Consider the following 24,948-nt stretch of genomic DNA (forward strand, 5'->3'; position numbering starts at 1 on the left):
CCGTCCTCCGCTTGGACGGCCCTGACGTCGGCTCAACGGCCGGCGGCTACCTTCTCCAGCCAGCGGTGCGTCTGCGCGCGATCTGTGAGCAACACCAGCGGCTTGCCAGCGGCATGCTGGTCGATCTTCGAGAGGACCCGTGGCCGCATGCGCCGCCGGTAGGTGGCCACGTATGTGATCACATCGCGGTTGACCCGGTTGTAGACCCCCGCGGTGTGCTGCCCGCCACCGTGCCGAACCTGGCGGGACAGGATTCCCCAGAGAGCCATTCGGGTCGGCACGTCCATCATCACCACGGTGTCGCACGCCTGGAGCCTTATCTCCAGAGTGCTGTTGTAGTTGCCGTCGATGATCCATCGCGGCTCGGACACGAGTTGGCGCTGGACCGCCTCGAACTTGTCCTGGGGCGTCGGGTTCCACTCGTCGTCGTAGTAGACGGCATCGAGATGAGTGACCGGCGCGCCCAGGATGCGACCTAGTTCGCGCGCCACGTGCGACTTGCCGCTGCCGCCGGACCCCACAATGGCGACCCGGTTCATGTGCATGGTCCTCCACGATAGCTGCGGGCGACATGGTTGGTGACGAGTTACGCTCGCGCCCTGAACACCGAAGATGCAGATCAAGCGGTCTCATCGGCCCGCCCTCGTCTCCCCGGACCGACCGCGGCAGCGAATGCTGCCCAGGTCCTCCAGCATCTCCTGCACCACCTGTAGTTGACGGCTGAGCCGGAACATCTCGAGCCGGTCCAGGCAGGCATTGATCATTTCGGCGTGTTCAGTGCCGCCGGTGATCTCATCGAGCTGGAGCAGAGCGCGAACGACGTCTGTCGCGTCGTTCACGACCATCTGTGGAGGGACGAACGCGTCCGCTTGGGAGATCGTGGCAGGCGCCAGCGGAACGCACCCGGCCAGGACCGCCTCGAAGATTCGCTGGGTCATCTGTCCGGCTACTGCGTATCGATCCGGTAGCAGCAGCACGGTCGCCAAACTTCGGGAGTAGATCTTTTCGACCTCGTCGAACGGAACGCGACCGATGAAGTTCACTCCGGGCCAGCGGCTGACATCGCTCCACTTGCCGGCCACCAGGTGCGGCACGCGGGCCGCCGCCGGAACGAAGTAGGTATCGAAAGCTTCGTCTCGGTCGTATTGATTACCGATGTAGCACAAAGGGTGCGGGCGCTCCCTCGCGGCAAGTGCCACAGGGTAGGCCCCTTGCAGTCGGGCATCGTCCAAGGGGAGGAGCAGGGAGCGAGCCCCCGCGGTCGGGGTGAGGGCCGCCTCGCATACGATGACGCGCCTGTGGTGCCGTAAGGGAGCGTGGGCGGGCAACTGCCGGTCCTTGTCCCAGAGGATCGTCGGCGTGCCGAGACTGTCGATGTAGTGGGCGACCAGTTGGTCTTGCCGATGCAGGTCGCAGGTGTGCCCGGGGGTGCCGCACGGTGTGGTGTTACGGCCGGCGATCGGCCAGCGCCACTCCAGGAAGAGCACCTCGATGTCCGGCAGGCCCGCGTGGAACCGGTAGCTGGACGCGACGGCGTCTCCGGCTTCGGCGAGGTCGCGGTCCGGTTGAAGTAGCACGACCTCGTGGCCGGCGCCGATGATGGCATCGAGGAAGGGGCGCCGATGGCTGCGCCCGCCGTCCGGGGTGTCGGTGATGCCCGGTCCGAGAAATCCCCAGAAGCTGTAGCCGATTCTCATTTGGTGATCCACCGGCCTTCCAGAAGCAGCGCGTCCAGTCCGCTCTCGGCCAGGCAGTCCAACGCCATGGCGGGCGTGCCGCAGATCGGCTTGCCCTTGACGTTGAGTGACGTATTGATCAACACAGGCACGCCGGTACGGCGACCGAACGACATCAGCACATCGTGCAGGAAAGGGTTGCCATCCTCGGTGACAGTCTGGACGCGAGCGGTGCCATTGGCGTGCATGACCGCCGGAATCCGCTTACGGGTCAGTTCGGTGACACCTGATGCCATCGACATGAACGGCGCCGGTTGCCCGAGGGTGAAATAGTCGGCCGCGTGCTCGGCCGGAACCACGGGGGCGAACGGGCGGAACGGCTCACGGAACTTCACCGTGTCATTCAGCCGGGCCACCACATCGGGCTTCAGTGGGGAGGCGAGGATCGATCTGTTACCCAGTGCGCGGGGGCCGGCCTCCACCTGGCCCTGGAACAGGCCGATGATGCGGCCCTGAGCGAGCTGTTCGGCGAGGAATTCGGCCGGATCTCCGGGGAACGGCAGTTCCGTGAGCTGAGGCCAGCGCGTCAGTTCCAGCGTGGTGTCCGGGAAGGCCGGCCCGAGGTAACAACTGCCGACGATTCCCGACAGGGGTCGCCGGTCGACCCGAAGATGAACGGTGGCGGCAGCGCCGATCGCCGTGCCCGCGTCACCAGGGGCGGGCGGTACGAAGACCTCGTCGAAGTATCCAGCCTTGATGATCTTTCCAATGGCGACACAATTCGTGGCCACGCCTCCGCCGATGCAGAGCCGTCGCTCCCCCGTACGATCCGAGGCCAATCGGGCCAGGTGAAGCATCACCTGCTCTGTACGCTCCTGAAGGGCAGCGGCAAGATCCCTGTGGGCCTGCGAGATCACTGCCGCCGGGATGCGGGCAGGACAGGTCTGCATGGTGAAGCATGGCGTGAGCCGAGGGAATTTCGACGACAGTACTCGTGGGGCGAAATAAGCAGGGTTCAGCGCGAATCCGGACCGGGTGATCGGTATCGCGCGTTCGAACAAAGCGCGAAAGCGGGCAGGGTCCCCGAGCGCGGCCAGCGCCATCACTGTGCCTTCTTCGTCGCCGCGCCGCCATCCCAGGTGTTCGGTGACCGCACCATAGGCATAGCCGAGCGAGGCAGGGTCGCGTAGCGCGAGCACTGGAGACAACGCAGGACGTCCGTGCTGCGAATGGCGACCTACTGCGACAGTGGTGGTTTGCGTCTCGCCGAGACTGTCCACGACCAGAACGGCCGCGCTCGACCACCCTGACGCGGCGAAGGCGTACATCTGGTGCGTTCGGTGATGCCGTAGCGGCCAGACATGAGCATGCGGAAAGCAGCGGCCGAGCTGTCGGGTACGGCGGATCGTACGGACACCCACCTTGGTGAAAGCGATAGCTCGCGGCAGGGCGCGCTCCCTGGTGGCGGGGTGAGCGAGCATGGGGAGCGCGCTCGCTACCGCGGACAGATACCGGGGACCGTGGAAGTTGTAGGCGACGTCGGTCACCTGCTCCGGACCGATGCCCGCCTCTGACAGGAGCCATTCGACGGCGTGCACAGGGAAAGCGTGGGTGTGCTTGACCTCCGACAGCCGCTCCTCCTCGACAAAGCCTGCGAGGTCGCCGTCGACGAGGAGGGCAGCGGAGGAGTCATGCGTGTAAGAGCACAGGCCCAGGATGACGCGGGGGCCACGGCCGCGAAGCGACGGCTTCATGCAATCACCACGGGGGCGTCGTTGAGCAGGGTCTCGTACCAGGTGCGCAAACCTGCGCCGAGTGGGCCCTCGATGCCGCCCGTGGCCTGGACCGCGTCGGTGCGCTCGCCACGTTTCCAGTTCCTGTAGCTGACCAGGACGGCAGTCATCGCGTCCCAGCCCTGATGACCGACCGGCTCGCCGGCCTGGACAGCCGCAAGTAGCTCGTCGAAGTGCTCCCATGGAGTCCACAGCGAGGCCATGACCTGGCTGGCGCCGATCTGAGCGAGCGTGGCAGCCGCTTCCAGATCGCGCTCATACAGATGGAGCGAATCGACGTGATGGCGGTAGGTGCCCAGCTCGGCCCCTAACCAGGCGGCCATCAGTTCGTGCAGGACGGTGGCGGTGAACACGTCGTAAGGGAATCCGAGCCACAGGTCGTTGCTCCGCATCGTGGTCACCATGTCCAGCCGGCCGTGCCGGAGGTGAAAGCGATAGCCCAGAGTGCACGGCACGTCCCGATGACCGCCGCCGTCACGGATCGGGTCATAAAGCTGGATCACGGCTCGCCGAGAGTCCGGGTCGGCACGCAGCGTCGTCAGCACTTGGGCGAGCTGGTCGATATGGCCGGCCCAGCGGCGCATCCGGGGCCCGTACGCGCCCCGCAGGATGCCGTCGTCCTCCGCGAACTGGCGTAGCCGACTGTTGTAGCCGTAAATCCACGGATCATCTGACCCCGAAAGGATCCATACACATTCGGCGACCGCGAATGCCGTGTTGAGAACCCGCGCGGGCGGGGCTGACAGCAGCCGGGCACGAGGCTGGGCCAGTTGCAGCCGCACGTCCAGGAGTTCTAGGGTGGCCATGCCCCGAGGACTGACCTTTTGCCCTCGCAGGGTCAGCTTCACTGCGCTGGTGAACAGATCGGCGATGGTCTCGCCCAAGATGGTAGTCACGTACGTTTCCTCTTGTGAGACGGCTCCGGAGAGCGTGGGGCTCAGGAAGTGCATGTCGATCAGCAAGGTCACTCAGAGGGTGTCCCGCGCACTGCCGGCCAGGTGACGTCGAAGGGGGCCTGCCGGCCACCGAGGACGGTGTCAGAGGCCGCCAACGAGAGCGGCGACCCTATTTCCTTGGTCAGCAGCAGCCGGGGGTGGGCCGCTTGCACACTGACGCCGACTGTCGAGTGACGATTCATTTCCTGTGACGGTCCTGGAGTGCGTAACCCAGGGGGTTCTCCCTGTGCCATGAGCGACCCCTCGCCGAAGGCGCCGAAACTGGCGGGACTGAACGCGACCTCGGCCCATACGACCTTGCCCGGCCTGCCGGGGGCCGGGTGATGCCCCCAGCACTTGCTCAGCGCCTCGACGAGGAGAACTCCTCGTCCTCCTGTCGCCTCCACCTCGGCCTGCTTCCGTACCGGTGGCGTGGAGTCCTGGTCCCACACCGAAACCTTGACGGTGTCGCCCGTGAGTTCCAAGGACAGCTCGAAGGCCGGCCCGCTGCCGTGCTCGGCGGCAACGAGTGCCTGTCCCTGCCTCTCCTGCGGATGCCGCACGGCGTTGGTCGCCAGTTCCGAGACCACGAGTTGCACCGTCTCTACGACGTCTCCTTGGACGCCCCATCGCGTTAGGACATCGGCGGTGTGCGACCGCGCAACCTTGACGGCTTGGGGGGTGCCGGTCAGCACAAGACTGCTGCGCGGGGTTGATACCGGGGACATGGTGTGCCTCCCGAGTTGGGAGAGGAGCCCAGTGCGCGGTCGCTGGCTCTCGCTCGTGTCGTGATTGGGCTCGCGACCCGGTGCCGCCCCTCGGCAGTTGGCGGAGGCGCATCCGGGTTCGCGCAGTCTTCGGATCAGGGAGCGGCCGCTGTTCGCGAATCGTCCTGGACCGAGTACGACCACAAGGGAACCCTTTGGGCCGTCGGCGCAGAAGAGAGCACAGAGGGTGTCTTGGGGCGTGCGGGTTGGCAGAGTTGGGGAAAGGTTTGCGGAATGACCGACGAAACGCCCGAGGTGGGGCAGCGAGCGAGAGCGGAGCGGTTCACAGGACGCCGAGTCCTGGTGACAGGCGGCTCGCGAGGGCTGGGTGAACAGGTGGTCCGCCTGCTGCTGTCCGAGGGAGCCGGCGTGGCGACATGCGCCCGCAAACCCGAGTTCTTGGAGACGCTACGCCGCTCGTCCGGACGGGCGGATGCGCTGTTCACCCGCTCCCTTGACGTCGCCGTGCCAGGGCCCCTGGAGCAGTTCGTCGAGGAGGCGGCGTCGACGCTGGGCGGCCTGGACGGCGTCGTGGCCTGTGCGGGAGGAGCACGAGGCCAGGGCATCTCGGAGGCGACCGCTCAGGATTGGTCGGCGACGTGGGAGGTCAACGTCGGTCACGCGGCTCGCCTCATCGCGACGAGCATCCCTCACCTGCGGGCGGCCGGTGGAGGTTCCGTCGTCGTGGTGGCTTCGATCTCCGGCTGGAAACCGGGACCGCAAGCCCAGTACGGCGCGGCGAAGGCGGCACAGATCCACATGGTGTCGTCCCTGGCGCGGGAGCTGGCCGGGGACGGCATCCGCGTCAACGCCGTCTCTCCGGGATCGATGCTCATACCCGGGAAGCGCTGGGATCGGATGCGGCGGGACGACCCACCGGCATTCGACCGGTTCCGCGACGAGTTCCCCGGACGTGAACTGGTGCTACCGGAGGAGGTGGCGGATGTGGTCGCGTTCCTGCTCTCGGACCAGTCCCGAGCGGTCACAGGTGCGAACATCCCTGTGGACAGGGGCCAGAACGCGCCGACGCCTGACGGGTACTGACCCGATCAGGCCGCGGCGCCGAGAACAGGACGGGCTTTCCGCTCGAAGTCGCGCACGATCGCCTCGTTCCTGCGGGGTGCCAGCCGTCCGCGGAAGTCGCGTAGAGCCTGCACAGAGCGCTCACTGTGGACGTCTCCCAGCAGGTCGAGGGCGTTGCTCGCGGTGGCGATGGCCTCGTCCAGCCTGTCCTGCTGGAGCAGAGCGGTGGCGAGTACCGAACGGCTGATTGCTTGGCGGCGACGCCGGTCGCCGTTGGCTCTCACCGAGGCCGTGGCCAGACGCTCCGCTTGTTGCGCCTCGCCGAGGTCGCGGTGGACCAGGGCGGCCTCGGCCTCCAGATAGTGATGGTCCAGGAAGCGGACCCAAGGCGACTCCTCAGCAGACCCTTGGCTGTCCTCGAGCGCCGTTCCGGCCGCGTGCAAGGAGGCCGTCGCCTGGCGGGAGTCGCGGAGGGCGGCGTATCCCCGGGCAGCCATGACGTGCAGCCGCATGAGCCCGAGGGAGCTGCCTGCCGACTTCGCGGTGGCGAGTCCCGCACGGGCCAATGAGACGCCCTCTGCCGGGTGGCCGAGACTTGTGGCGAGGTGCGACATACCCGCGAAGATCTGACCGCCGAGGACCCGGTCTCCGCCTTCGGCACACAACCTGAGCGACTGGATCATGTAGCGCTCGGCGAGTCCGTAGTCGGCGGAGTCATACGAGCACCAACCGGCTGTCGCGGCCAGTTTCGCAGCCGAGGTGTACAGGTGTTGTTTCTGACGAACGGGCATGTGACGCTGCTGCAACATGGGGACCAGTTGGGTGCTCAAGTAGTGCACGATGCTCGCCCGCACCCCGCCACCGCCGTACCGGTTGTCCATCTCGTCGAACATGTCGATCATCGCTTGGACCTGCTCGACGGGTCCACCGTCCGTGACGGCGGCAAGACGCGGGGCCTGCTCCTCCTCCAGAAGCCAGAGAAGCCATTGTCGTTGCGGGTCCATAAGGGCTGTGGCGACGAACGGCACCGTGCCGAGCAGGCTGCGCCGGGACATGTCTGTGGAACCCAGTTCGGCCAGAGTATGCAGCGTCTCACCCACGTCATCACAGTACGTCAGCGCACGCGCGACCACGGGCCTCTGAGGCTGCTCCGGAAAACCGAGGTCGATCGGTGCGACAGGACGCCCCAGGAAGCCTGCCAAGGCTGCGGCGATGAACTGGGGAGCACGACCCCGGGGGGTCATACCCTGCAGCCAACGGGTCACGGACGCCTTGTCATAGCGCGACACCTCCGCCTGCAAGGCGCCGAGCTCGTTGACCCTGCGTGCCAACGCGGCGTGCGAACACCCGGCTTCGTGGATCACGGCCGCGAGCGCGGCGTTACCTTCGCCGCTCCCTCCTGAGCCACCCATGTATTGATGATGCCTCGCCGATCACCCTGGGTTCCAGTAATTGAACACTGCGCCACCGAATGACAACCCGCGTACAACCGAACAACCTGGTCACTCCCTCCTGTGAAACACCGGCGGCGCTGAGACTGAGAGGGCCGCGGCGGCAATCTCCTCCGGCGGACCGTTGCCTGAGACGCCGTCGACGCACTCGTGGAAGGAGGACCACATGCGGCCCGTGGTGATCCTGGATTGCTACACCGTCGAGCCGAGCGGTCTGGGAGTACCGCCGTACCTGTCCACCTACGTCCGCAACGCCTGGTCGGCACTTCGGCGCCTCCTGCCCGAGGCAGATGTGCGTTACCTGACGATCGACGACGTCCGGTGGTGCCTGGCGGGCGGGAAGCCCACGGTGGAACCTCCACAGAGCGACCCGCTCACGTACTCAGCGACCGTCAATCGCGACGACGCCATCCACCTCCTGCGGGACGCTGAGATCGTGGTGGTCGTCGCCGGCGACGCGGTCCCGTCCGTCCATCTCCACGCTGTCAACGGTTCATTGGAGGAGATCGCCCGCGCGCTCGCCTGCACGCGAGGCCGCCGGTACCTTCTCGGCCCTCTGTCCACATACGCCCTGGCCGAGCCAGCTCGATACGCGGGACTGTTCGACGCCGTCCACACGCACACGATGACATCCGGGAACCTTGCGCTCGGCAGCTGGCATCCGGCCGAGTACGACGGGATGCGGCGTGACCGCGACTCCTTCACCGCCCTCGTCGAGCAGATGCTCTGGCGGCCCATCGCCGAGCTGGAGCTGTACCGCGGCTGCACGCGGCGGAAGTTCTGCCAGTTCTGCAATGAGCCAGCCAAGTCGCCCCTCGTCGTCTTCCGCGAAGTGCCGGACGTCATCGCCGAAACGGCCCAGCTCTACGCGGCCGGAGTCCGGAACTTCCGGCTCGGCCAGCAGACCTGCTTCTTCTCCTACCGGAATCGGAACGAGGACGAGATCCACGCCCTGTTGAGCGGCATCCGGGATCGCTGCCCCGAGCTGGAGGTGCTGCACATCGACAACGCCGATCCTTTGGCTGTGGCCGCTCCCGTCGGGTTGCGCATCGCGAAGCTGGTGGCGGACTACTGCACTGAGGGCAACTGCGCGCCGATGGGCATCGAGAGCTTCGACCCGGTCGTCATCGAACGGAACTCCCTCACCTGCACGCCTGAGATCCTGATTCGAGCCGTTGAGCATGTGAACCAGGCGGGTGCCGATCGAGGCCCGGGCGGTCTGCCGAAGCTGCTGCCAGGCCTTAATCTGATCTATGGCCTGCCGGGCGAGACCCATGCCACCCATGTCGCGAACCTTCGTGGTCTGGCCGACATTCTCGACGCCGGCCTGATGTGCCACCGCACGAACGTGCGACTCGCCCGCGCCTACCCGGGGACACCGCTGGCGGCGCTCGGCGAGCTGGAGCCGTTGCCGTCGGCCGAGCACTTCGCGTCGTGGAAAGCGGACGTCGGTTACGCCTGGGACAAGCCGATGAAGGAACGGGTCTACCCGGCCGGGCTGCGAGTGCCCGGTCTCCACTCCTATTTCGTCGGCCCCAACGGCACGTGGTGGCGGCGGCTGGGCTCGTACTCCATCCAGATCGTGGAGCGCGACGCCGCGGTTCCACTCGGCACGACCGCCGACCTCGTCGTCACAGGGCATGCACCGCGCATGATCTACGGAGAACGCGTTGCGACCACTGCCTGACGGTGCGCTCGCGACGTTGGCGTCCCTGGACGCGTCGCTTCCCCGTACCGTGCGGGTCGGGCTGCTGTTGCCCTGGGCCAATATCGCGGTGGAGAGCGAGCTGGCACGTGTGCGGCTGGCCAATGTCGTCTTTCACCACGCTCGGCTCGTTCCGGCGTCAAGAACGACCGCGATCGATTCCTCGTTCTGGCACGGTCTGCGCGAGGCGTCCGCGCAGGCGCTGGAATCGTTGTCGCATGTCCCTTTGGACGCGGTAGTGCTGGCGTGCACTTCAGCGGGGTTCACCGGCGGGCCGGCGCTGCCGGCAGAGGTCCTCACCGCGTTCGACGCACTGCTGGGTGCCCTTGCTGCTTCGGGCGCTACACGTGTCGTACTGGCCACGCCCTATCCCGCTCCAGTGACGGAAGCAGAAGCAGTGGCACTGGGCGACGTCGGCATCCAGGTCCTCTCCCACGCCAGTCTGGAGTTGGTTGACGACTATCCTCAGGTGACCGCCGACCGTGTCCGAGGCCTCATGGAGCGGTTGCCAAGGGAAGCGGTCGTAGCCGCCGACGCAGTGGTGCTGTCGTGCACCGGATGGCACACCCTTCCAGTGATCAACGAGCTGGAACACCGGTTCCGCAAGCCCGTGTTCTCATCCAATCTGGCTATAGCGCTTCTGGCGGCTCGCGTCTGTGCTGGAGTCACTCCATGACCATCGAACGCGCGCAACCGAGAGCGATCGACATCCGGCGCGTCCACCGCCTGGTCACCCGCGCCGCCGCGCTGCCCGATGTCCAGGCCGAGGTCGAAGCGAATCACGACGAGAACCGCTGGTGGCCGACTTCGATCACCGATCCACGGATGCGCATGCTGGCCGCCGGTTGGTCCACCCGGGTCTCCTACCGCATGGTGAGCACCTACGCCCAGGTGATCGCCGCGGCGGATGCCCAGGGCTTCGACCGTCTCATCGCCGCCACCGACGCCGAACTCAGTGAATTGGTGCGGCCTATCGGCCTTCCCCGAACCCGAATCGACTACCTGCGGTCGCTGGCAGAGCTTCTCAGGAACTGGGACAAAGAAGGCATCGACCCGACCAGCGAGGCCGACTGTGATGCCCTCATCCTGGACTTCGCCCAGCGAGTCCGCGGAGCCTCCTACAAGGTGGCCCAGTGCGCGATGCTCACCGCCCTCGGATACCACTGCGGGATCATCCCGGTGGACTCCGGCATGGTCAGCAAGCTGGCCCCCGCACTCGGCATCCGCCTCCCGTCCAGCGCCATCGCTCACGAAGTCTTCCGCCACACCCTTGAAGCCGCCGTGCACGCCCGTTCAGCCGACTACCGATCACTACCTGCCGAGCTCGGATACCGGGTCACCATCCCCGGCGAAGTCGTCCCCACGTGGTGGGTGCACCTTGTCCTCATCTACTTCAAACGCCTCTACCTCAACGGCCCGGCCCCGCAGCTCTGCGCTCGCCGGCCGGTCTGCACGAAGGTCGTCGCCTGTACACACCGCCCCCATCGTCTCTGAACAGGCTCGGGATCATGAAGCGCCTTGACGTCATAGGCAACGTAAGCCACGACAAGATCCGCTATCCGGACCGCCGAACCGGCAGCAGAGTGGGTGGCGCGGCCCTTCTCGTGGCTCTGGCCTCCGTCAAGGGTGGCCGACCGGCCGCACCGGTCTGCGTGCTCGGGAACGACCTCGCGCATCTGCCAGAGGTCCCGGGACTCGACGCGATCGACTGGACAGCACACGGCCAGGTGGACGGCTTTTCCGCCTCCTTTGAACTGGAATACGACGCGGAAGACGAACTCGTCGCGGTGCGCCCGGACTATGGCGTGGCCAAACACCTGACCGCACACGCCCTCGCCCATATCGATCGGCACCCGCAGGATACGTACCATGTCTGCTGCCGCCGGCCGCTCGACGTGGCCGCGGTCCTTACCCGACTCGCCCAGCACAACGCCGAGTTCAGCGTCGACTTCTTTCTGTCGAGTGCCGAAGAGATGATTCGCGCTGCCGCGCAATGGCTGCCGGAGACGACCACGGTGTTCGTCAACGCGGCGGAGTACAGGCTCTTAGAGAACTTCGGTGATCCTGCCGATCTGCCGGAGTTGGTCGTCACCAATGGCCCTCGGGCCGCAGTGATACGACACTTCGGAGAGCAGACGATCTCCGTCGTCCCCCCTCCGTCCACTCCACGTGAGGTCTCGGGAGCCGGCGACACCTTGGCCGGCACCTTCCTCGCCCGCCGTTCGCACGGCGCGACACCTGGGCAGGCTCTGGCCGAAGCCGCCATAGCCGCAGCCCGATATGTCGCCGCCCCGTCATATCCGATGGCCGCACCTGGTGGCGGCTGACTCATCGCCTTGGGGGCATTCCGGTGTCCATCTACGTAGCCCATCGCCTCTTCGCCGCGCACGACCGCGCTCTCGCGGCCGACCTGGCCCAACGTCTCGCGGCGAAGGTAGGACCCGAACAAGTCTTCCTCCCCTTCTGCGACACCGACGAGGAAGACCTGGTCGCGGAGGTCAAGGGCCGCCGTCTCTTCGAACTGGACCGGGAGCGCCTCCGCACCCTCGACGCGATGGTTGCCCTCCTGCACGGGCCGAGCCTCGACGACGGTGTCTGCATGGAGATCGGATACGCCGTCGCCTGCGGCGTCCCAGTCGTCGTCCTCAGCACGGACTTCCAGACCTACTCCCTGTCCGAGACAGGCCCCCACCTTGAATTCCCCGACCCCCTCATTCAGGCCGTGGCCACGCGTATCGTCCGCGTCCCCAGGCTCGGCCGCCCGCCTACGCCTGAGCCGCCGGCCGCTTCTCGCTTCGCCGCCTTCCGGTCACGCAACCTGTCCCAGGTGGACAGCGCACTGGACGCAGCGGTCGAGGCCCTGCTCGACCTGCCCGACGGCCCAGAACATCAGGTAAGCCAAAGCCCCTTCACCTCTCCGTCGATCTACGTCGAAGCCTCGCCGTACGGTGTGTGGGGTGACGGACTAGCCGAGACGTGCAGAGCCACCGGCCACACAGTGACACTCCCCCAGCGCTTCAACGCCCCGGACCCGGTGGCAGCAGCCCTGTTAGATCTGACCGCAGCCTGCGCAGCCACCCGGCTCCTCGCCGACGTCTCCGGCCCCGAAACACCTCCAGGAACCGCACTGCTCATCGGCGCGGCCACCGCCCGTGGCGTTCGAACAGCCGCGGTGCACCCACGACCCACCTACACCCACGCTCACGGCCGCGAGCCCAACTGGCGAAACTTGATGATCCAGTACGCCACCGAGGCACACCTGAACACCCCCGAAGCTGTCCAAGCCTGGCTCTCAACATGAACCTCGACCAGGTGGCGGGCCAGTACCGAACCCTGGTCCTCGAAGGCTGTGACGGAGTCGGCAAGAGCACCCTGGCAAAACACTTATCCACCCACCACGACTTCACCGTGGTGCACTCCCCCAAGACCCCCGACCACCTGGACCTCGCCGACCGCTACCGCACCATCCTGGCCCAACCCGGCCGCATCCTCTTCGACCGCTGCTTCATCAGCGAACTGGTCTACGGCCCCCTCTATCGAGGCCGATCCCGCATCACCTGGGCCCAAGCGATCGACCTCGCCGAAAGCGTCATCACGCGCGCCGGCACCCTCATCCACCTGACCGCCCCCCTGGCCACCGTCCACGAACGACTCCTCGCACGCGACGGCAGGATCCTCCCCCTGGACGACATCGCCGCTGTCCTGACCGGCTACGAGCGAGTCTTCGCCACACTCGCCGACTACACCACCGTGCTCACCCTCGACACCACGACGTTCGAACTCCCCTCGACAGGCTGACTGCGGCATAGACCAGTACACGGCACATGAGTCCCGCTAGGCTTCTGAGACCCCTGCTGCACCATCGCCGGAGGAGTCTTGGACATCGAATCCGCCCAAAAACTCATCTGGGAGAACAAGAACCACAAAGGGTTCAATACTACGGATGTAGCTTTAGAATTCGGCCTTCTCACCGCCGAAGTCGGAGAAGCCTTCACAGCATGGCGCAGAAGCCTTCCCGACCTAGGGGAGGAACTGGCGGACATCTTCATCTACGTAGCCGCAGTCGCCGAGATGAATGGCCTCAACCTCGCCGACGAGGTCACCCGCAAGATCGAGAAAAACGCTCGCCGCAACTACGAGCGAAATGAGATAGGAGTGCCCATCCGGACCAGCGAGGGCTAAGCGTCACTAGAGCTCGGTCAGCAGCTTCTCCGTTTCCTGGGTGGGCTGGACACCCAGCTCCTGCAGATATTTCTGCAGCAACGCTGCTGTGCTCCGCGCCTGGCTGCGGCGTCCCAAGCGGATCTGTAGACGGATGATGCGACGCCAGGTGTCTTCTGGATCGGGGTCGAGAAGAAGGATTCGTTCGAGGATGCTCAGTGCCTCTTCCGGTTTCTCCTCCTCCTGGAGGGACGCCAACTGGCTCAGGACGTCGACTTGGGTCCTGGTCTGAAAAGTGCGTGCCTCGTCGATCCATTCGCAGGTGAGGCCCTGCGCCAAGGGGCCACGGCAGAGGTCGGCGGCTCGTGTAAGGGCGATGAGACGAGCCGTATGGTCGTTAGCGGTGCGGGCCTCGCTGACGGCGGTGTCGAAATCCCATAGGTCCACGCTTACCAAGCTGGGATCGAGGCGATAGGCGTTGCCATGTGCTTTGACGAAGGGGGCGTCTCGACGGCCTTTGTCGGCGTAGCCGGATGCCGATCTCAGAGCGTCACGCAGATGTCGGAGCGGGTTGTGGACACCTACGTCTACTGCCTTGTCGGGCCAGAGGGCGACGCAGATCTCGTCTCGGGTCGCGCCGTCCGGGTGAAGGGCGAGGAAGACGAGTAGCTGGAGTTGGAGACCCCCCAATGCCACTGTCCCAGGACGCCCCTTGGCCTGGATCAGCGGGCGGCCGAGGATGGAGAGGCGGATAAGCGCAGTACCGGCCCAAGTGGCTGATCCTGGCTCAGGTGAGGCGTCCTCTATCGGAGCGGCGTCGCTGACATCTTCGGCCGCTTCGGCGAGTTGACGAAGACAGGCGGTGCCGTCCTGGAGAGGGAGGTGAAAGAGCTGAGCGCCGCTGAAATGGGCAGCATTCGGGCCTCCGGCGCTGGTCACCGTGCCGTTCTGGTCCACCTCGCAGGTGGTTCCTGCGGGCCAGTCGCCGATCAGCAGGGCTCCCATGCCGCTGCGGTCGGCGGACATCAGGATGGCGCCGATGCCTCGGTCGAAGAGGTCGTCGGTCAGCGAGGCGACGAGCACGACGGCGGGCAGGACTTCGCCGGGGTCGGCCAGGCGTAGCGTGTCGATGTCTTCCGCGCCGCGTTCGACGAGCATACGGCTGCGGGTGAAGTGGGTTTGGATGAAGCGGTCGGTGGCTGTGCCGGCCGTCTCCACCAGCGTCAGTCCAGGTATCGCGTCTGCTGTGGCTTGCAGTTCGGTTTGCGGTGCACCGAACAGGTCCTGGGCGTCGTGGGCGCCGATGATGACTTCGCAGCGGAAGTTGTCCGCTTGCCGTAGCAGGTCCAGGACGATCACGCGGGCCGCGTCCCGGGCTCCTGGCCCGATGAGGCCGAGGCTCAGTCCGGACGGCTGGATCTCGACGCTTGTCTGGTCTTCGCGCCGTCCGGCGACGAGTTTGTCAGGGACGTCGATGGAGAACGCGGCTCGCATGAGGGCGGTGTCGGACGGTAGCTCTTGGTCCCTCTCGACGTACGTGCGCAGGTGGGCACGGCGTAGCGCTCTGACCGCCGGTGCGGGTCGCGGGTCGGTTTCGGGATCGGCGGGGATATCGGATGACAGCGGCGGCGGAATCCGTCGGCGGCGACGGTGAAAGCGTGCGGCCGCCCATGCGGTGCTGATGCCAGCGGCGAAGGCCAAGGAGACCAATCCCCCGGACGGGAGCTCCACGGTGACCACCACCTGCGGGACAGCGTCCGGCGTCTGCGCTGAGCTTGGTGAAGCGTCTGGTGCTGGCGTGCTCTCTTGGACGGGTGGTCGGACCGGAGGGGACGGGTACGCCGGTGGTGGTGGAAAGCGTCGCTCCACGGTTGACGGTGATGTGTCACCCTCTGGCCGTTCGGGTTTCGTCGCTTTGTGGCTGTGGGCTGTATTCCTCGGTAGGTGGAGACGCCAACCAGGGACGATGCGGTCGGGATCGGTGAAGACCTGCCCGTCGGTCTGCACCTTGTGGGCGTTGAGTCGCCAAATCCGGCCCCACATGCCCGGGCTCCCGAGCTTGCGTTCAGCGATCTTCGAGAGTGTGTCGCCGGGTTCGACGACGTGGACGGGTGCCGGGTCCGCGGCCTGAGTCCGGCGCCGCGCCTCACTGACCGGCGCTGCCGGCAACAGCTCGTGAGTGACGGCAGCGACCGCCGCCGTGGCGGGTCCTGCCTGGCTGTGATGCATCGCTGCCCCGTCCATCGGCAGGACCGCGATCGCGAGTGAGCCGATCAGTCCTGCCGCCAAGGTCTGCATCGGCCCGAGCATGGGGACGTGGATCTCCACGCCGCGGACAGCAGCGATGATCTCTACCAGCAACGAGGCCGTGAAAGCCCCCCACAGCAGCCACAGGGGGCAAGCGAGGATCTTGAGCAGCGCGTCGTCGGGGATCGGGCTCACCAGCATGTGCTCGATCCCGTCCCAGGCGAGGAGTCGCCTCGGCAGCGGCCAGCCGGCGAACCGGGCGAGCATCAGGGGAAGCCCGGCTTCGATCAGCACGAGCACGACCAGGACGCCGAGCATTCTGATCAGTCGGCCGGCGACTGCGAACGCGCTCTTCATTGCAAGACTCCCGTTACTCCGCGCTGTGCCATAGCGGTGGCGCGGCCTGACACGCGAAAGGCACCGACTCCGGCAAGGCCGAGAACCTGTGCGGGCTGGACGGCGTGCACGACCACCGTCACTGTGTTGCCGGAGACCGCCACAGTTGCCGTATCGGGGGTGGCGGCGATGTAAGCAAGTGCGGCGGTCCGGGCGCGGGCGTGGTCCAGCCGCACCGCGCCGTTGCGGCGGTAGGCCGCGAGGTCGAGCTGCTGCGCCCCGGACCGCGCCGCTTCCTGGGCCTCGTTGAGCGCCCGCACCTTCGCGCCGAGGGCCAGGCCGCCGTCCAGCACGATGCCGGCGAGCAGAAGCAAGCCACCCACGATGCCGGCCACGAAACCGCTCATCGAGACCTCCAGTAGTCGATGGGCGCGACGGATCTCGCGGAGAGGGCGGTGCCACCAGGAATGTGGACCATCGCGATGTCGGCCAGCCGTACGCGGCAAGTGACGCTCACGGTGACCTTGCCGCCGGGTTGGAAGGAGCCGAGAGTCACATCGACGGTGCGACGGGCGCAGGTGACTCGCCTGGAAGCGAGGGCGGCCCCGGCCGCCGAGCGGGCAGCGGAGGCCGCGGCGACCGGGGTCCGCGCCAGCGATGCCGCCCGGGCAGCCTGGTGGGCGGCGTTGTTCACATCCAGCCGGGCGGTCACCAGACGGCCCAGGGCGACCATCAGCAGAGCCAGCACGATCAAGAGAGGCGCGAGGAGTATCAGTTCGACGGCTGTCGTCCCTCGCTCCGTCGCCCTCATCTGCCGTCTCCTCTGAACCGCTCCACCGGACCGTAGGCCACCGAGTTCACCGGCAGGCGCAGGAACGGCACCACCGCCTGCGCCACTCCGGCGACCTCGACGCGTGCGGCGTCAGAAGTGCGGGACACCGAGACGTGGGTGGAGTGCAGGACCGAGTGCCCAAGCCGGGCGAGCATCGATGACGCCTTCACCCGTCCGGCGGTGGGGCTGCCTCCGTAGACGCGCGTGGACGCCAGCGCTTCCATGGCCGTGACCTGGGCCACGTGGGTGGCGTGCTGCCAGACGCCGAACTGCACGATGAGCAGGATGAGCAGCAGCACGAACGGGAACGCCACCGCCGTCTCCGAGGTCACCGCCCCGGCCTCTACTGCAGATCGATGGACTTCACCTTCGCCAGAACCTTGGCGAGCAGGATGGCTCCCACGGCGATCGCGATCCCGACGAGGATCGCGGTGACGATCACGCTTTCGGTGGTGAAGCTTCCTCGGTCCGGTTGGCGCCGGGCGATGTTTCGGCACTGGTGTAGGCGCTCCTTCATCGCGATGCAAGGGGTCATGAGTCGGGTCACCGTTTCCTCCTTCGGATTACAAGCCGACCAGCACGGATGCGATGGCCGGATAGCCGATGAAGAGCAGGAAGCCGAAGAGCAGGCCGACCACAGGCAGGCTCATCCGCTCCGTCGACCGCTGGGCGACGGTCTCGATGTCGGCGAGCTGGTGAGCCCGCAGAGAAGCCGCCTTGGCGGCGAGCGACTCCCGCACCCGGGCGCCCTCGGTGCCCGCCAGGCCAACCGCGGCGGCCAGCTCGGACAGCTCCCGCACGCCGTACTCCTCGCCCATCCGCCCGAGAGCCGCCCACGGGGTTCGTCGTGCGGTACGGGAGGCCTGCAAGGCGCCTCGAAGACGCGCGAACGCCCATCCGTCACCGCCCTCAGAGGCATCGGCAAGGGCGCCATCGACGCCACGGCCGCCCGCCAGGGAGATGACCACCAGGTCCAGGAACGCGGAAAGTGCCTGCCGGAACTCGGCCCGCCGTTCCTTGGCCTGGGAGCGCACCGCGAGGTCGGGCACGAAGAAGCCGATGACCGTCAGCAGGACGACCGACCAGACCGGCACCTGCCAGGGCACAGGAATGCCGCTCAGCACGACGACTGCGTACAAGGACGGGCCCAGCAACCCGAACACGAGCGCCGCCGTGCCCTTCTCACCGAGGTAACGCTCCGCGGACTTGCCACAGATGGCGAGGTCACGACGAGTCACCGCCCCCGGAAGCCCGCAGGAGGACAGCGGACTGATGAACGGCCGCCCCAGCCGCCCGCCCCAACCGGCATCACCATCGGCCAGAGGCCGGGGAGGACTGCCGTACCGCAGCCGCTCTAGCTCCTGAGCGAGAGTCAACCGGCCAGGCCAGAGCCCGTAGACGATGAGGAGCAGGCCCAGACCGGCCCCGGCTCCGAGCAGCAGCGCGAGTGCCATCAATCATCGCCCCCGTTCAAAGTCGTGAGAATCCGTGCCGGCTCACCTACCTGGCCGAGCCGATGGAGCGTGAAGAACGACCCGGCGAAGACGAACCCCGCCGTGAGCAGTACCGCCTGCCCCACGGCTGTGTCGTAGGGGGCGAGGAAGTGGCGGTTGAACAGCATCAGCCCACCCACCATGGCGATCGTGGCGACGACGATCGTCCTCACCGAGGACCTGATCTGCGCACGTGCGGCGGCCACACGCAGCCGCATCACGGCCTGAGCCCGGGCGGCGGACGCCAGCGAGCCGAGCAGTTCGCCGAGCTGGCCGGCTTGCCTTCTGGCGGCCAAGATCAGTGCGGCACACACCAGGTCACCCGTCGGGTCGGCCAGGTCGTCAGACAGCCGCTGCAAGGCCGCCGGTAACCGTTCCCCCTGGTCCACTCGTGTGGCGAGCTCGACGACCTGCGGCCGGATGGCCTCGGGAGCGATCGGTGCGGTGGCGCTGATCGCCTGGTGGAGCCCCGCCGACGCGGCCAGGATGTCGCGCAGCATCTCGGCCCACGCCGCGATGGCCTCGATTCTCGCCACGGCTCGTGCCTGCTCGCGGTCAGGGCCCAGCAATGCCGGCAGGTACCAGGCGGCGAGCCCTCCTAGTGCGGCGCCGACGGGCCAGCGCGTGACGGCTCCGAGGAGGACGGCGACGCCGACGCACCCGGCGAACCGTACGAGCATCTGCGGACTCGCGTGGAAGCCCCGCTTCTCTCCTTGGACGTCGCGCCGCTTCAGGCCGGAGACGATGATCAGAAGGCCGATACCGATGCCGGCTCCGGCCAACGCGGCGAGAAGCGCCTTCTCCGTCATGACTCGAACCACGCTTCGACGTCGAGTCCCGCGGCTTCCAGCTCCTCAAGGGTCTCAGTACGAAGGGGATGGGCCCGCACCGCGCGATGTTCCGGCCCCGGCCGGCAGATCTCGTTGGATGTGACGGAGATGCCTTCACATCCGACGACCTCCCTGATGCTGGACAGCACCCGTATGCCGTCCGGAGCGAACGCCATGTGGATCACAAAGTGCACGGCCTCGGAGACGAGGACGGCACTGGCCTCCATCGGCAGTCGCTCGGCGGACTGGACGGCGTACGAGGCGAGCTTGGAGAACGCCCCCTTGCTGGAGCTGGCGTGCAACGTACACATGGAACCGTCGTTGCCTTGGCTCATCGCGTTGAGCATCGGGATGACCTCGTCGCCGCGGACCTCACCGACGATGACGCGCCCGGGAGACATGCCGAGGGCCGTCCGCACCAACTCAGCGAGCGTGACCCGGCCCTGGCCCTCGACATTGGCGTGCCTGGCCTGCAACGCGAGCACATTGCTGTGCGCGTCCCTGTCGCGATCCAGGCCAAGCTCGAAGTGCTCCTCGATGGTGACCAGGCGCTCACTTCTGGGGATCTCCGACGCCAGCCCGCGTAGCAACGTGGTCTTGCCGCTACCGGTGGCGCCGACGATGACCACGTTCTTGCGGGCCCGGACGATGGCGCGGAGCAGGTCCTCAGTGCGCTCGTCGAAACTGCCGTTCTTTCGCAACTCCGGGAGCGTCGCCCGTGGATGCCGGTGACGGCGGATCGACACGGCGGGCCGCCGGGAGACCGACATCACCGCGAAGAGGCGTGAGCCGTCCGGCAGCTCCATGGACAGGATCGGAGAGCCGGGATCGAACCGCCGTTCACCCACACCCAGCAGAGCGGCCGCCGCGCGGATCAGCTCGGTCAGGTCCTCGTCGGACTCGGCGACCGGATCGACCTGTTCCTCCCTGCCATCGGCATAGGTGACGTGCACGTCGTCGAAAGCGTTAGCGTTGATGTTCTCGATCTCGGGGTCGTCCAGCAGAGCCTGGAAGCCGCCCAGACCGAACAGCGCGTTCTCCACTGCCTGGGCGATACGCGCCTCGGTGCCGGCGTCCAGCGGAGACCGCCCGGTCTCGATAGCCTGCCGGGTGTAGGCGTCAAGAGCCTCGATGAGCAGTACCCTGCCGTACTCCCTACGATCCTGAGGCGTCATCGGGGGACGGCCGCTCTCCTCATCCGCCTGGCTGCGGGCGGCCAGGCGGTCGGCCACCTCGGCACGCAGCTGGCTGATGATCTCCCTCATGACGCCGCCCCCACATGAGCTCCCGTCGAAAGCGTTGTGGCCAGCCGACGTGCGGCCCTGACCACCCGAGTCCTTTGCCGACGCCCCTCCAGGAACGCCCGTGCGCCAGGGTCGTGGGCGATGTGGGCGCGGATACGGAGTCCGACCGCCTCGGTCACCTCGTTGGCGGGATAGGTGCCGCGGCCGATCAAGACGATCTCTGCGTGCGGGACGGCTTCCGCGAGCCCTTGCAAGTGGGCGAGTTCGGTGAGTCTGGGCCGAGTCAGGATGAGGACGTGGTCCGCCCTCGCCGCGAGCTCCGTAGAAGGGCCGGTGAGCCGTCCGAGATCTGCGACGACGGTGGTTTCTGGGGGCAGCTTTTTGAGCACGTCCGGAAGCGTGGCTGTCATCGCGCTGATCGCGGCGTACGCCTGATCCTGCCGGACGGGAGCGGCGATGACGCGGAGTCCCCTCGGCAAGGCTTGGGTGTGCCTGCCCAACACGTCCGGCTCTTGACTGCGGCGCAGTTCGGTGGCCAGCGACGCGACACCTGGGTCGGGTTCGAGCCGGAAGTGACCCGCCAGCTCGCCGCCCGCGGCGTCGAGTTCCGCCAGCAGCACCTCTCCGCACGGCCAGGTGGCGGCAAGAGCGAGCGCGAACGTGGTGACGCCCGGCGAATTCTTCATGGACGCCACACCGATCACGGTCATGGCTCCTCCGGAGAGATCTGCATCAGGCTCACCAGCCCTTGCGCCGCTGGAGCGGTTATCTTCTCGGCGTATGTCCGTGCCAGGAGCAAGGTCACGACGGCTGGATTCTGCGGCTGGTCCGGTTGGCTGACCCGGGTCACCACCGCCACGATCGTCGTCGGCTCGACCTTCACGTCCGAAGTAGCCGCATCTCCAGGAACCGCGACCACGGCGACACGATCCCCGGCGGCGAGCTCAGGCGGGTACTGGCCTGGCTTCACCGCCACTCCGATAATCGCCTGACCAGGCATGGGGTAGGCCGGCTCACCGACGTTCCGATCCACCAGCAACGCACCCGCCACCATCGGCACCGTGAGCGTCCTGCCGATGACGCTCGCGGCACGTCCCGCCGCGATCAACTCCGCGTCCGTGGAGGCCTTGACGAACCGCAGGTCCGCGGCCGCGAGCGTGTGGCCGGCAGGTAAGTCCCTCTGTACGGCTATCGCCTCGGTGGGGCCGTCGACCCGTAACGTGACCGCGGCTGAGACGAACGCGCATCCCATCACCAGAATGCCGCCGAAGAGCACTCGGCCGGCGCTACGCCGCCTCTTCGGTGTCCCGGTCGCCGGTCGTACCGGCCTGACCCCTGTAGTCACTACGTGGTTCCCCTTCACGACGTGACGATCGCTTGCGACTCGGCCACGCGGAAGCTCGTGGCCGCGGTGGTGGTCAGTGCCGGAAGCGTGCCGCTCTGCCCAATCGCGCTCCACGTGACGCTCCAGGTCACCGTCGCCGTCACCCGGTACCTGGCATGAGGCGCTTCCGCACTCGATTCGAGATAGGTGTGGCCACAGGTAGGTGACGACCGCCGCGGGTCGTCCTTTCCATCCCGGTACCTCGTCCCCGGCCCCAGGCATACGACGATCGCCCCGTCTCCCATGACCCACGCCACGCGTACCGGCGTGGCCCTGGCCGTCGCCGTGATTCCTCCCGCCGAGGCGGTGGACATATACGGGTGCCAGATGTCGTGCGCGATCGCCAGCCAGATCGGCAACCGCACCAGTTGCGGGTCCGAGGGCCGCGGCGACGAGCTGATCTTCGGAATCGGCAGAACGAAGCGATCCCTGGCCATCAACGCCACCATCAGAGGCGTGACGGACGGCCTGTCAGAATCCTCCCCTTCCGGGGCTTCCGGCGCTCCATCGTCGTGAATCAGCAATCCGGGCTGACCAGGACACCTGAGAATCATCCACCGCCCGCCCTCCGGGCCACCTGGAGGCGCAACCCCGGGCCATGACGTGCAACGTGGCTTCGCCCCGGTCTTTGATACACCCCCGTCACCAGGCCGGGGCGGTCGGACCGCGGAAGGTGTCCTTCCCCAGCGCCGAGCCTCGGTCATGCACCCGGTCCTGCGATCAGAGCCGCATCCGACAAGCGCACTGCCGCCAGGATCATCACCATCCGTCATCGCGGAGGCATGGGGGACAGTCGCGAACGTGACGTAGGTCACTGCGATCAGCAGAGCGATACGTGTCAGCATGTCCCCGCCTCTCGAAGCACAAAAGCGGTGACGTACCAGGCATCCTTTCGCAGACTGAGTTCTGCCGTGGTCTTGTGGCGGCCGGCCGGCCAATCCTCCTTGCCAGGCTTAGATGACTTTCCGCGGAGACGGAAGTCGGTGTCATCCACACAGTCAGTGATCTTCGCCTTCGTGGGACTTGGCATCGGCACGAGGGAGGTGATCCGCGGATCGAGGACCGGCTGTCCCTTGATCACTTCCCCATTGCGGTGGGCGAGCCAGAGGCCATGCCGCAGGATGAGCAGCGCGTCACCCGTGGCGTGATCCCGCAGTTCGGCGGCATTCCAGTCAGCTGTCCGCGCCGCAGAGGCGAAATCCTGCCACATGCCCCGATACGCACGCAGTACAGCTTCTTTTACCTGAGACTCTGCCGGATCGGCGGGATTTATAGAGGGAGGAAGCCTTTCAGGTGAGATGGCATTGTTGGGCGCTTGCTGACATGCGGCGAGTGCAACCAGCACCAGCATTCCGGCCATCGTCAAGCCACGGATATCGCGCCACATGAGCTTCCTCGCAGTTCAAAGGGGATAACTGCGTTTGGTAGTCATGCTACTACGGAGAGTTATGGAACTCTAGTGGCAGATTTCGATCGACCTCTGCGCCTGGACAGCCTCACATAAAGGACAATTAGCCCGAGGAATTATTTTAGAGGCAACTCCACACAACGCAGGCATACAGGCAGGCCTCTGTGGTCCGCGCATATTGTCGCGAGTCGCGCTTCCATCTGCGTGCAGAGCGATCTTACTCAGCGAGATGCGGGGAGTTCCGCCAGCGCGATCTCGCCGCTGGAGGCGTAGGCGGCGACGGCCGGAGAAACCGTGCTGTCCACGATCACCGATATCAGCCCAGGTGATCCACCCGTGACCGGTTTCTCCACACCGTCGATCAGAGCACTCGGCGCGAGCACTCGGTACCGCCCGGCAGAGCCGCCCTGAAGGGGTGCGTGGATCACCTGGACCCGATAACCCGGCTTGAGCCCACTGGGGAACTGCCCGGCCTTGAGCGCCAGCCCTACACGGGCCGCACTGGGACCCAGTTCCGGTCGCACCGAGGAGATCATTTGCTTGGTCAGCAGGGTGCCCGGCACCAACGTGACCAGAGCGTAGTGCCGGGAGTAGGTCTCGCGTAGCGACCAGGAGAGGTACTCGACGCCGGTGTCGGCGATCTGAACCTCGCGCATCGCCTTTAACTCAAGCTGCTGGCCCGTACCCACCTGCCGCACAAGCTGAATAGCCGCCACACGATGCCCGCTCCGCATCACGAGCAACGTCGTGCCTAGACCGCCACCCACGATGAGCAAAACAGCGAGCGCGGCCAAGGCGGGCCGACGCCGGCGGGGACTCACCGGCATCGCGCGTGACGCGGGCGGAGACAACGGGCTGAACCGATCTTCGGAGGCGGCCGGCGACTTACCCTGCCCAGGAGACGGCGAACTTCTGATCCTCATCACTGCCTCCCATCCGACCTACCCACGACGCAACACCGACCCGATCGTTACGTCACCAGCCAGCAGCATTAACAACCTGCACTCGATACATTACTCTAAGCAACCTACCATGTACGTCCGTTGCCGAGGGAGGTCACCATGTTTCTCCAACACGCCGCCGCACTCGCCATCCTCCTCACCACGACCCCCGTAGCTCCGGCGTCCATGTCCGGCCCCTGGGTCGACCATTACGGAAACGCGGCCAAAGCCACAGTCTCCGCAGACCGCCGGACCATCACCGTCTGCGACCAGAACCCCACCGACGGCCTACGCTTTAAGGTCGACTACGCGACGGACAATCCAGTCGACCCCACCATCTACACGGTCACGGCCCCAGAGGGCGACTGCAAGAGTGATCGCACCTACATCAGCTGGATCATGGTGTTCAAGCTCTGCTCTGGATACGCAGGCCCGGGCTTCATCAGTTGGCGTGACTGCAATCCCCCCATCCGCACACCTCGCTGAGCAAGCGCTCCACGTCGGGACTTCCGCTGTCTCACCCATGTCCTCCCTGTCCGCGCCGGGTGGCCGGTGGTGCGGACAGGAAGTCAACGACCGAGGGGAGTACGGGAGGCGCCCTTTCGCGGCGGAGCTGGAGCTACCCCGTGCGGCCGCACACGTGTCACCGCAAGCGCTCTACGCCTGCTTCCGAACCGTGAGGACGTGCTGGTCGCGGGGTAGCAGTGGTGCTCCCTGGGGTT

Annotated in this window: 28 protein-coding genes; 9 read left to right on the plus strand and 19 right to left on the minus strand. The window is 66.6% G+C overall.

Translation table 11 applies throughout. The annotated features are described in order from the left end of the window. Window positions 1-32: 32 nt before the first annotated feature. The 5 genes from ABGB17_RS17260 to ABGB17_RS17280 form a co-directional block, all read right to left on the minus strand. A complete protein-coding gene (locus tag ABGB17_RS17260; RefSeq protein ID WP_347630579.1) occupies window positions 33-545 on the minus strand; it encodes a topology modulation protein in 513 nt (170 codons plus the stop codon). Between the two features lie 84 nt (window positions 546-629). After that, window positions 630-1,697, minus strand: coding sequence for a hypothetical protein (locus ABGB17_RS17265; protein WP_347630581.1), 1,068 nt, complete (start codon window positions 1,695-1,697; stop codon window positions 630-632). Next, window positions 1,694-3,430 carry a carbamoyltransferase C-terminal domain-containing protein gene (locus ABGB17_RS17270; protein WP_347630583.1) on the minus strand — a complete coding sequence of 579 codons (1,737 nt, stop codon included), beginning with the start codon at window positions 3,428-3,430 and terminating at the stop codon, window positions 1,694-1,696. Before ABGB17_RS17270 ends, ABGB17_RS17265 begins: the two co-directional genes overlap by 4 nt. Continuing rightward, window positions 3,427-4,437, minus strand: coding sequence for a thymidylate synthase (locus ABGB17_RS17275; protein ID WP_347630585.1), 1,011 nt, complete (start codon window positions 4,435-4,437; stop codon window positions 3,427-3,429). The genes ABGB17_RS17270 and ABGB17_RS17275 overlap by 4 nt, the downstream gene beginning before the upstream one ends. Then, window positions 4,434-5,132, minus strand: coding sequence for an ATP-binding protein (locus ABGB17_RS17280; protein WP_347630587.1), 699 nt, complete (start codon window positions 5,130-5,132; stop codon window positions 4,434-4,436). Before ABGB17_RS17280 ends, ABGB17_RS17275 begins: the two co-directional genes overlap by 4 nt. A gap of 273 nt (window positions 5,133-5,405) precedes the next feature. Between ABGB17_RS17280 and ABGB17_RS17285 the strand changes: the two genes are divergently transcribed. Continuing rightward, window positions 5,406-6,215 carry an SDR family oxidoreductase gene (locus ABGB17_RS17285; protein ID WP_347630589.1) on the plus strand — a complete coding sequence of 270 codons (810 nt, stop codon included), beginning with the start codon at window positions 5,406-5,408 and terminating at the stop codon, window positions 6,213-6,215. A 5-nt stretch (window positions 6,216-6,220) separates the two neighbouring features. Here the strand turns inward: ABGB17_RS17285 and ABGB17_RS17290 are convergent, their stop codons facing one another. Continuing rightward, a complete protein-coding gene (locus tag ABGB17_RS17290; protein ID WP_347630593.1) occupies window positions 6,221-7,606 on the minus strand; it encodes a hypothetical protein in 1,386 nt (461 codons plus the stop codon). 205 nt (window positions 7,607-7,811) lie between these two features. On the opposite strand from ABGB17_RS17290, the gene ABGB17_RS17295 reads away from it, so the two are divergent. The 7 genes from ABGB17_RS17295 (at window position 7,812) to ABGB17_RS17325 (ending at window position 13,532) form a co-directional block, all read left to right on the plus strand. Next, complete coding sequence (locus ABGB17_RS17295; RefSeq protein ID WP_347630596.1) at window positions 7,812-9,332, plus strand: hypothetical protein; 1,521 nt, start codon at window positions 7,812-7,814, stop codon at window positions 9,330-9,332. Then, the gene (locus ABGB17_RS17300) at window positions 9,316-10,026 is read left to right on the plus strand and encodes a hypothetical protein (protein WP_347630598.1); all 711 of its coding nucleotides are present in this window, start codon (window positions 9,316-9,318) and stop codon (window positions 10,024-10,026) included. The genes ABGB17_RS17295 and ABGB17_RS17300 overlap by 17 nt, the downstream gene beginning before the upstream one ends. Beyond that, entirely contained in the window at window positions 10,023-10,844 is an 822-nt protein-coding gene (locus tag ABGB17_RS17305; RefSeq protein ID WP_347630600.1) for a hypothetical protein, read from the plus strand. Before ABGB17_RS17300 ends, ABGB17_RS17305 begins: the two co-directional genes overlap by 4 nt. Window positions 10,845-10,858: 14 nt before the next feature. Next, window positions 10,859-11,677, plus strand: a complete 819-nt coding sequence (locus ABGB17_RS17310) for a carbohydrate kinase family protein (protein WP_347630602.1) — start codon at window positions 10,859-10,861, stop codon at window positions 11,675-11,677. Window positions 11,678-11,700: 23 nt separating this feature from the next. After that, window positions 11,701-12,651 (plus strand): nucleoside 2-deoxyribosyltransferase, encoded by a 951-nt coding sequence (locus tag ABGB17_RS17315; RefSeq protein ID WP_347630604.1) that lies wholly within the window; start codon window positions 11,701-11,703, stop codon window positions 12,649-12,651. Beyond that, window positions 12,648-13,148 carry a hypothetical protein gene (locus tag ABGB17_RS17320; protein ID WP_347630606.1) on the plus strand — a complete coding sequence of 167 codons (501 nt, stop codon included), beginning with the start codon at window positions 12,648-12,650 and terminating at the stop codon, window positions 13,146-13,148. Before ABGB17_RS17315 ends, ABGB17_RS17320 begins: the two co-directional genes overlap by 4 nt. Window positions 13,149-13,226: 78 nt before the next feature. After that, complete coding sequence (locus ABGB17_RS17325) at window positions 13,227-13,532, plus strand: MazG nucleotide pyrophosphohydrolase domain-containing protein (protein ID WP_347630608.1); 306 nt, start codon at window positions 13,227-13,229, stop codon at window positions 13,530-13,532. A gap of 6 nt (window positions 13,533-13,538) precedes the next feature. On the opposite strand, the gene ABGB17_RS17330 is transcribed toward ABGB17_RS17325, so the two are convergent. From ABGB17_RS17330 to ABGB17_RS17390, 13 genes are all read right to left on the minus strand, one after another. Beyond that, a complete protein-coding gene (locus ABGB17_RS17330; protein ID WP_347630610.1) occupies window positions 13,539-16,115 on the minus strand; it encodes a BTAD domain-containing putative transcriptional regulator in 2,577 nt (858 codons plus the stop codon). Further along, complete coding sequence (locus ABGB17_RS17335) at window positions 16,112-16,501, minus strand: pilus assembly protein TadG-related protein (RefSeq protein WP_347630612.1); 390 nt, start codon at window positions 16,499-16,501, stop codon at window positions 16,112-16,114. The genes ABGB17_RS17330 and ABGB17_RS17335 overlap by 4 nt, the downstream gene beginning before the upstream one ends. Continuing rightward, the gene (locus ABGB17_RS17340) at window positions 16,498-16,905 is read right to left on the minus strand and encodes a TadE family protein (protein ID WP_347630614.1); all 408 of its coding nucleotides are present in this window, start codon (window positions 16,903-16,905) and stop codon (window positions 16,498-16,500) included. The genes ABGB17_RS17335 and ABGB17_RS17340 overlap by 4 nt, the downstream gene beginning before the upstream one ends. Then, a complete protein-coding gene (locus tag ABGB17_RS17345; RefSeq protein WP_347630616.1) occupies window positions 16,902-17,258 on the minus strand; it encodes a TadE/TadG family type IV pilus assembly protein in 357 nt (118 codons plus the stop codon). The genes ABGB17_RS17340 and ABGB17_RS17345 overlap by 4 nt, the downstream gene beginning before the upstream one ends. A gap of 11 nt (window positions 17,259-17,269) precedes the next feature. Beyond that, on the minus strand, window positions 17,270-17,473 hold the full coding sequence (locus ABGB17_RS17350; RefSeq protein ID WP_347630618.1) for a hypothetical protein: 204 nt from the start codon (window positions 17,471-17,473) through the stop codon (window positions 17,270-17,272). A 16-nt stretch (window positions 17,474-17,489) separates the two neighbouring features. After that, on the minus strand, window positions 17,490-18,380 hold the full coding sequence (locus ABGB17_RS17355) for a type II secretion system F family protein (protein WP_347630620.1): 891 nt from the start codon (window positions 18,378-18,380) through the stop codon (window positions 17,490-17,492). After that, complete coding sequence (locus tag ABGB17_RS17360; RefSeq protein ID WP_347630622.1) at window positions 18,380-19,228, minus strand: type II secretion system F family protein; 849 nt, start codon at window positions 19,226-19,228, stop codon at window positions 18,380-18,382. Before ABGB17_RS17360 ends, ABGB17_RS17355 begins: the two co-directional genes overlap by 1 nt. After that, the gene (locus tag ABGB17_RS17365) at window positions 19,225-20,481 is read right to left on the minus strand and encodes an ATPase, T2SS/T4P/T4SS family (protein ID WP_347630624.1); all 1,257 of its coding nucleotides are present in this window, start codon (window positions 20,479-20,481) and stop codon (window positions 19,225-19,227) included. The genes ABGB17_RS17360 and ABGB17_RS17365 overlap by 4 nt, the downstream gene beginning before the upstream one ends. A gap of 29 nt (window positions 20,482-20,510) precedes the next feature. Continuing rightward, on the minus strand, window positions 20,511-21,203 hold the full coding sequence (locus tag ABGB17_RS17370; protein WP_347630626.1) for a hypothetical protein: 693 nt from the start codon (window positions 21,201-21,203) through the stop codon (window positions 20,511-20,513). Next, a complete protein-coding gene (locus ABGB17_RS17375; RefSeq protein WP_347630628.1) occupies window positions 21,200-21,769 on the minus strand; it encodes an SAF domain-containing protein in 570 nt (189 codons plus the stop codon). The genes ABGB17_RS17370 and ABGB17_RS17375 overlap by 4 nt, the downstream gene beginning before the upstream one ends. An 83-nt stretch (window positions 21,770-21,852) precedes the next feature. Continuing rightward, entirely contained in the window at window positions 21,853-22,314 is a 462-nt protein-coding gene (locus ABGB17_RS17380) for a hypothetical protein (RefSeq protein WP_347630630.1), read from the minus strand. A 401-nt stretch (window positions 22,315-22,715) separates the two neighbouring features. After that, window positions 22,716-23,228, minus strand: a complete 513-nt coding sequence (locus ABGB17_RS17385) for a hypothetical protein (RefSeq protein WP_347630632.1) — start codon at window positions 23,226-23,228, stop codon at window positions 22,716-22,718. A gap of 278 nt (window positions 23,229-23,506) precedes the next feature. Next, window positions 23,507-24,001: a hypothetical protein gene (locus tag ABGB17_RS17390; protein WP_347630634.1), complete on the minus strand. Its 495-nt coding sequence runs from the start codon at window positions 23,999-24,001 to the stop codon at window positions 23,507-23,509. Between the two features lie 345 nt (window positions 24,002-24,346). On the opposite strand from ABGB17_RS17390, the gene ABGB17_RS17395 reads away from it, so the two are divergent. After that, window positions 24,347-24,712, plus strand: a complete 366-nt coding sequence (locus tag ABGB17_RS17395) for a hypothetical protein (protein WP_347630636.1) — start codon at window positions 24,347-24,349, stop codon at window positions 24,710-24,712. The last annotated feature ends 236 nt before the right edge of the window (window positions 24,713-24,948 follow it).

It is taken from the genome of Sphaerisporangium sp. B11E5 (assembly GCF_039871875.1).
Lineage (GTDB): Bacteria > Actinomycetota > Actinomycetes > Streptosporangiales > Streptosporangiaceae > Sphaerisporangium.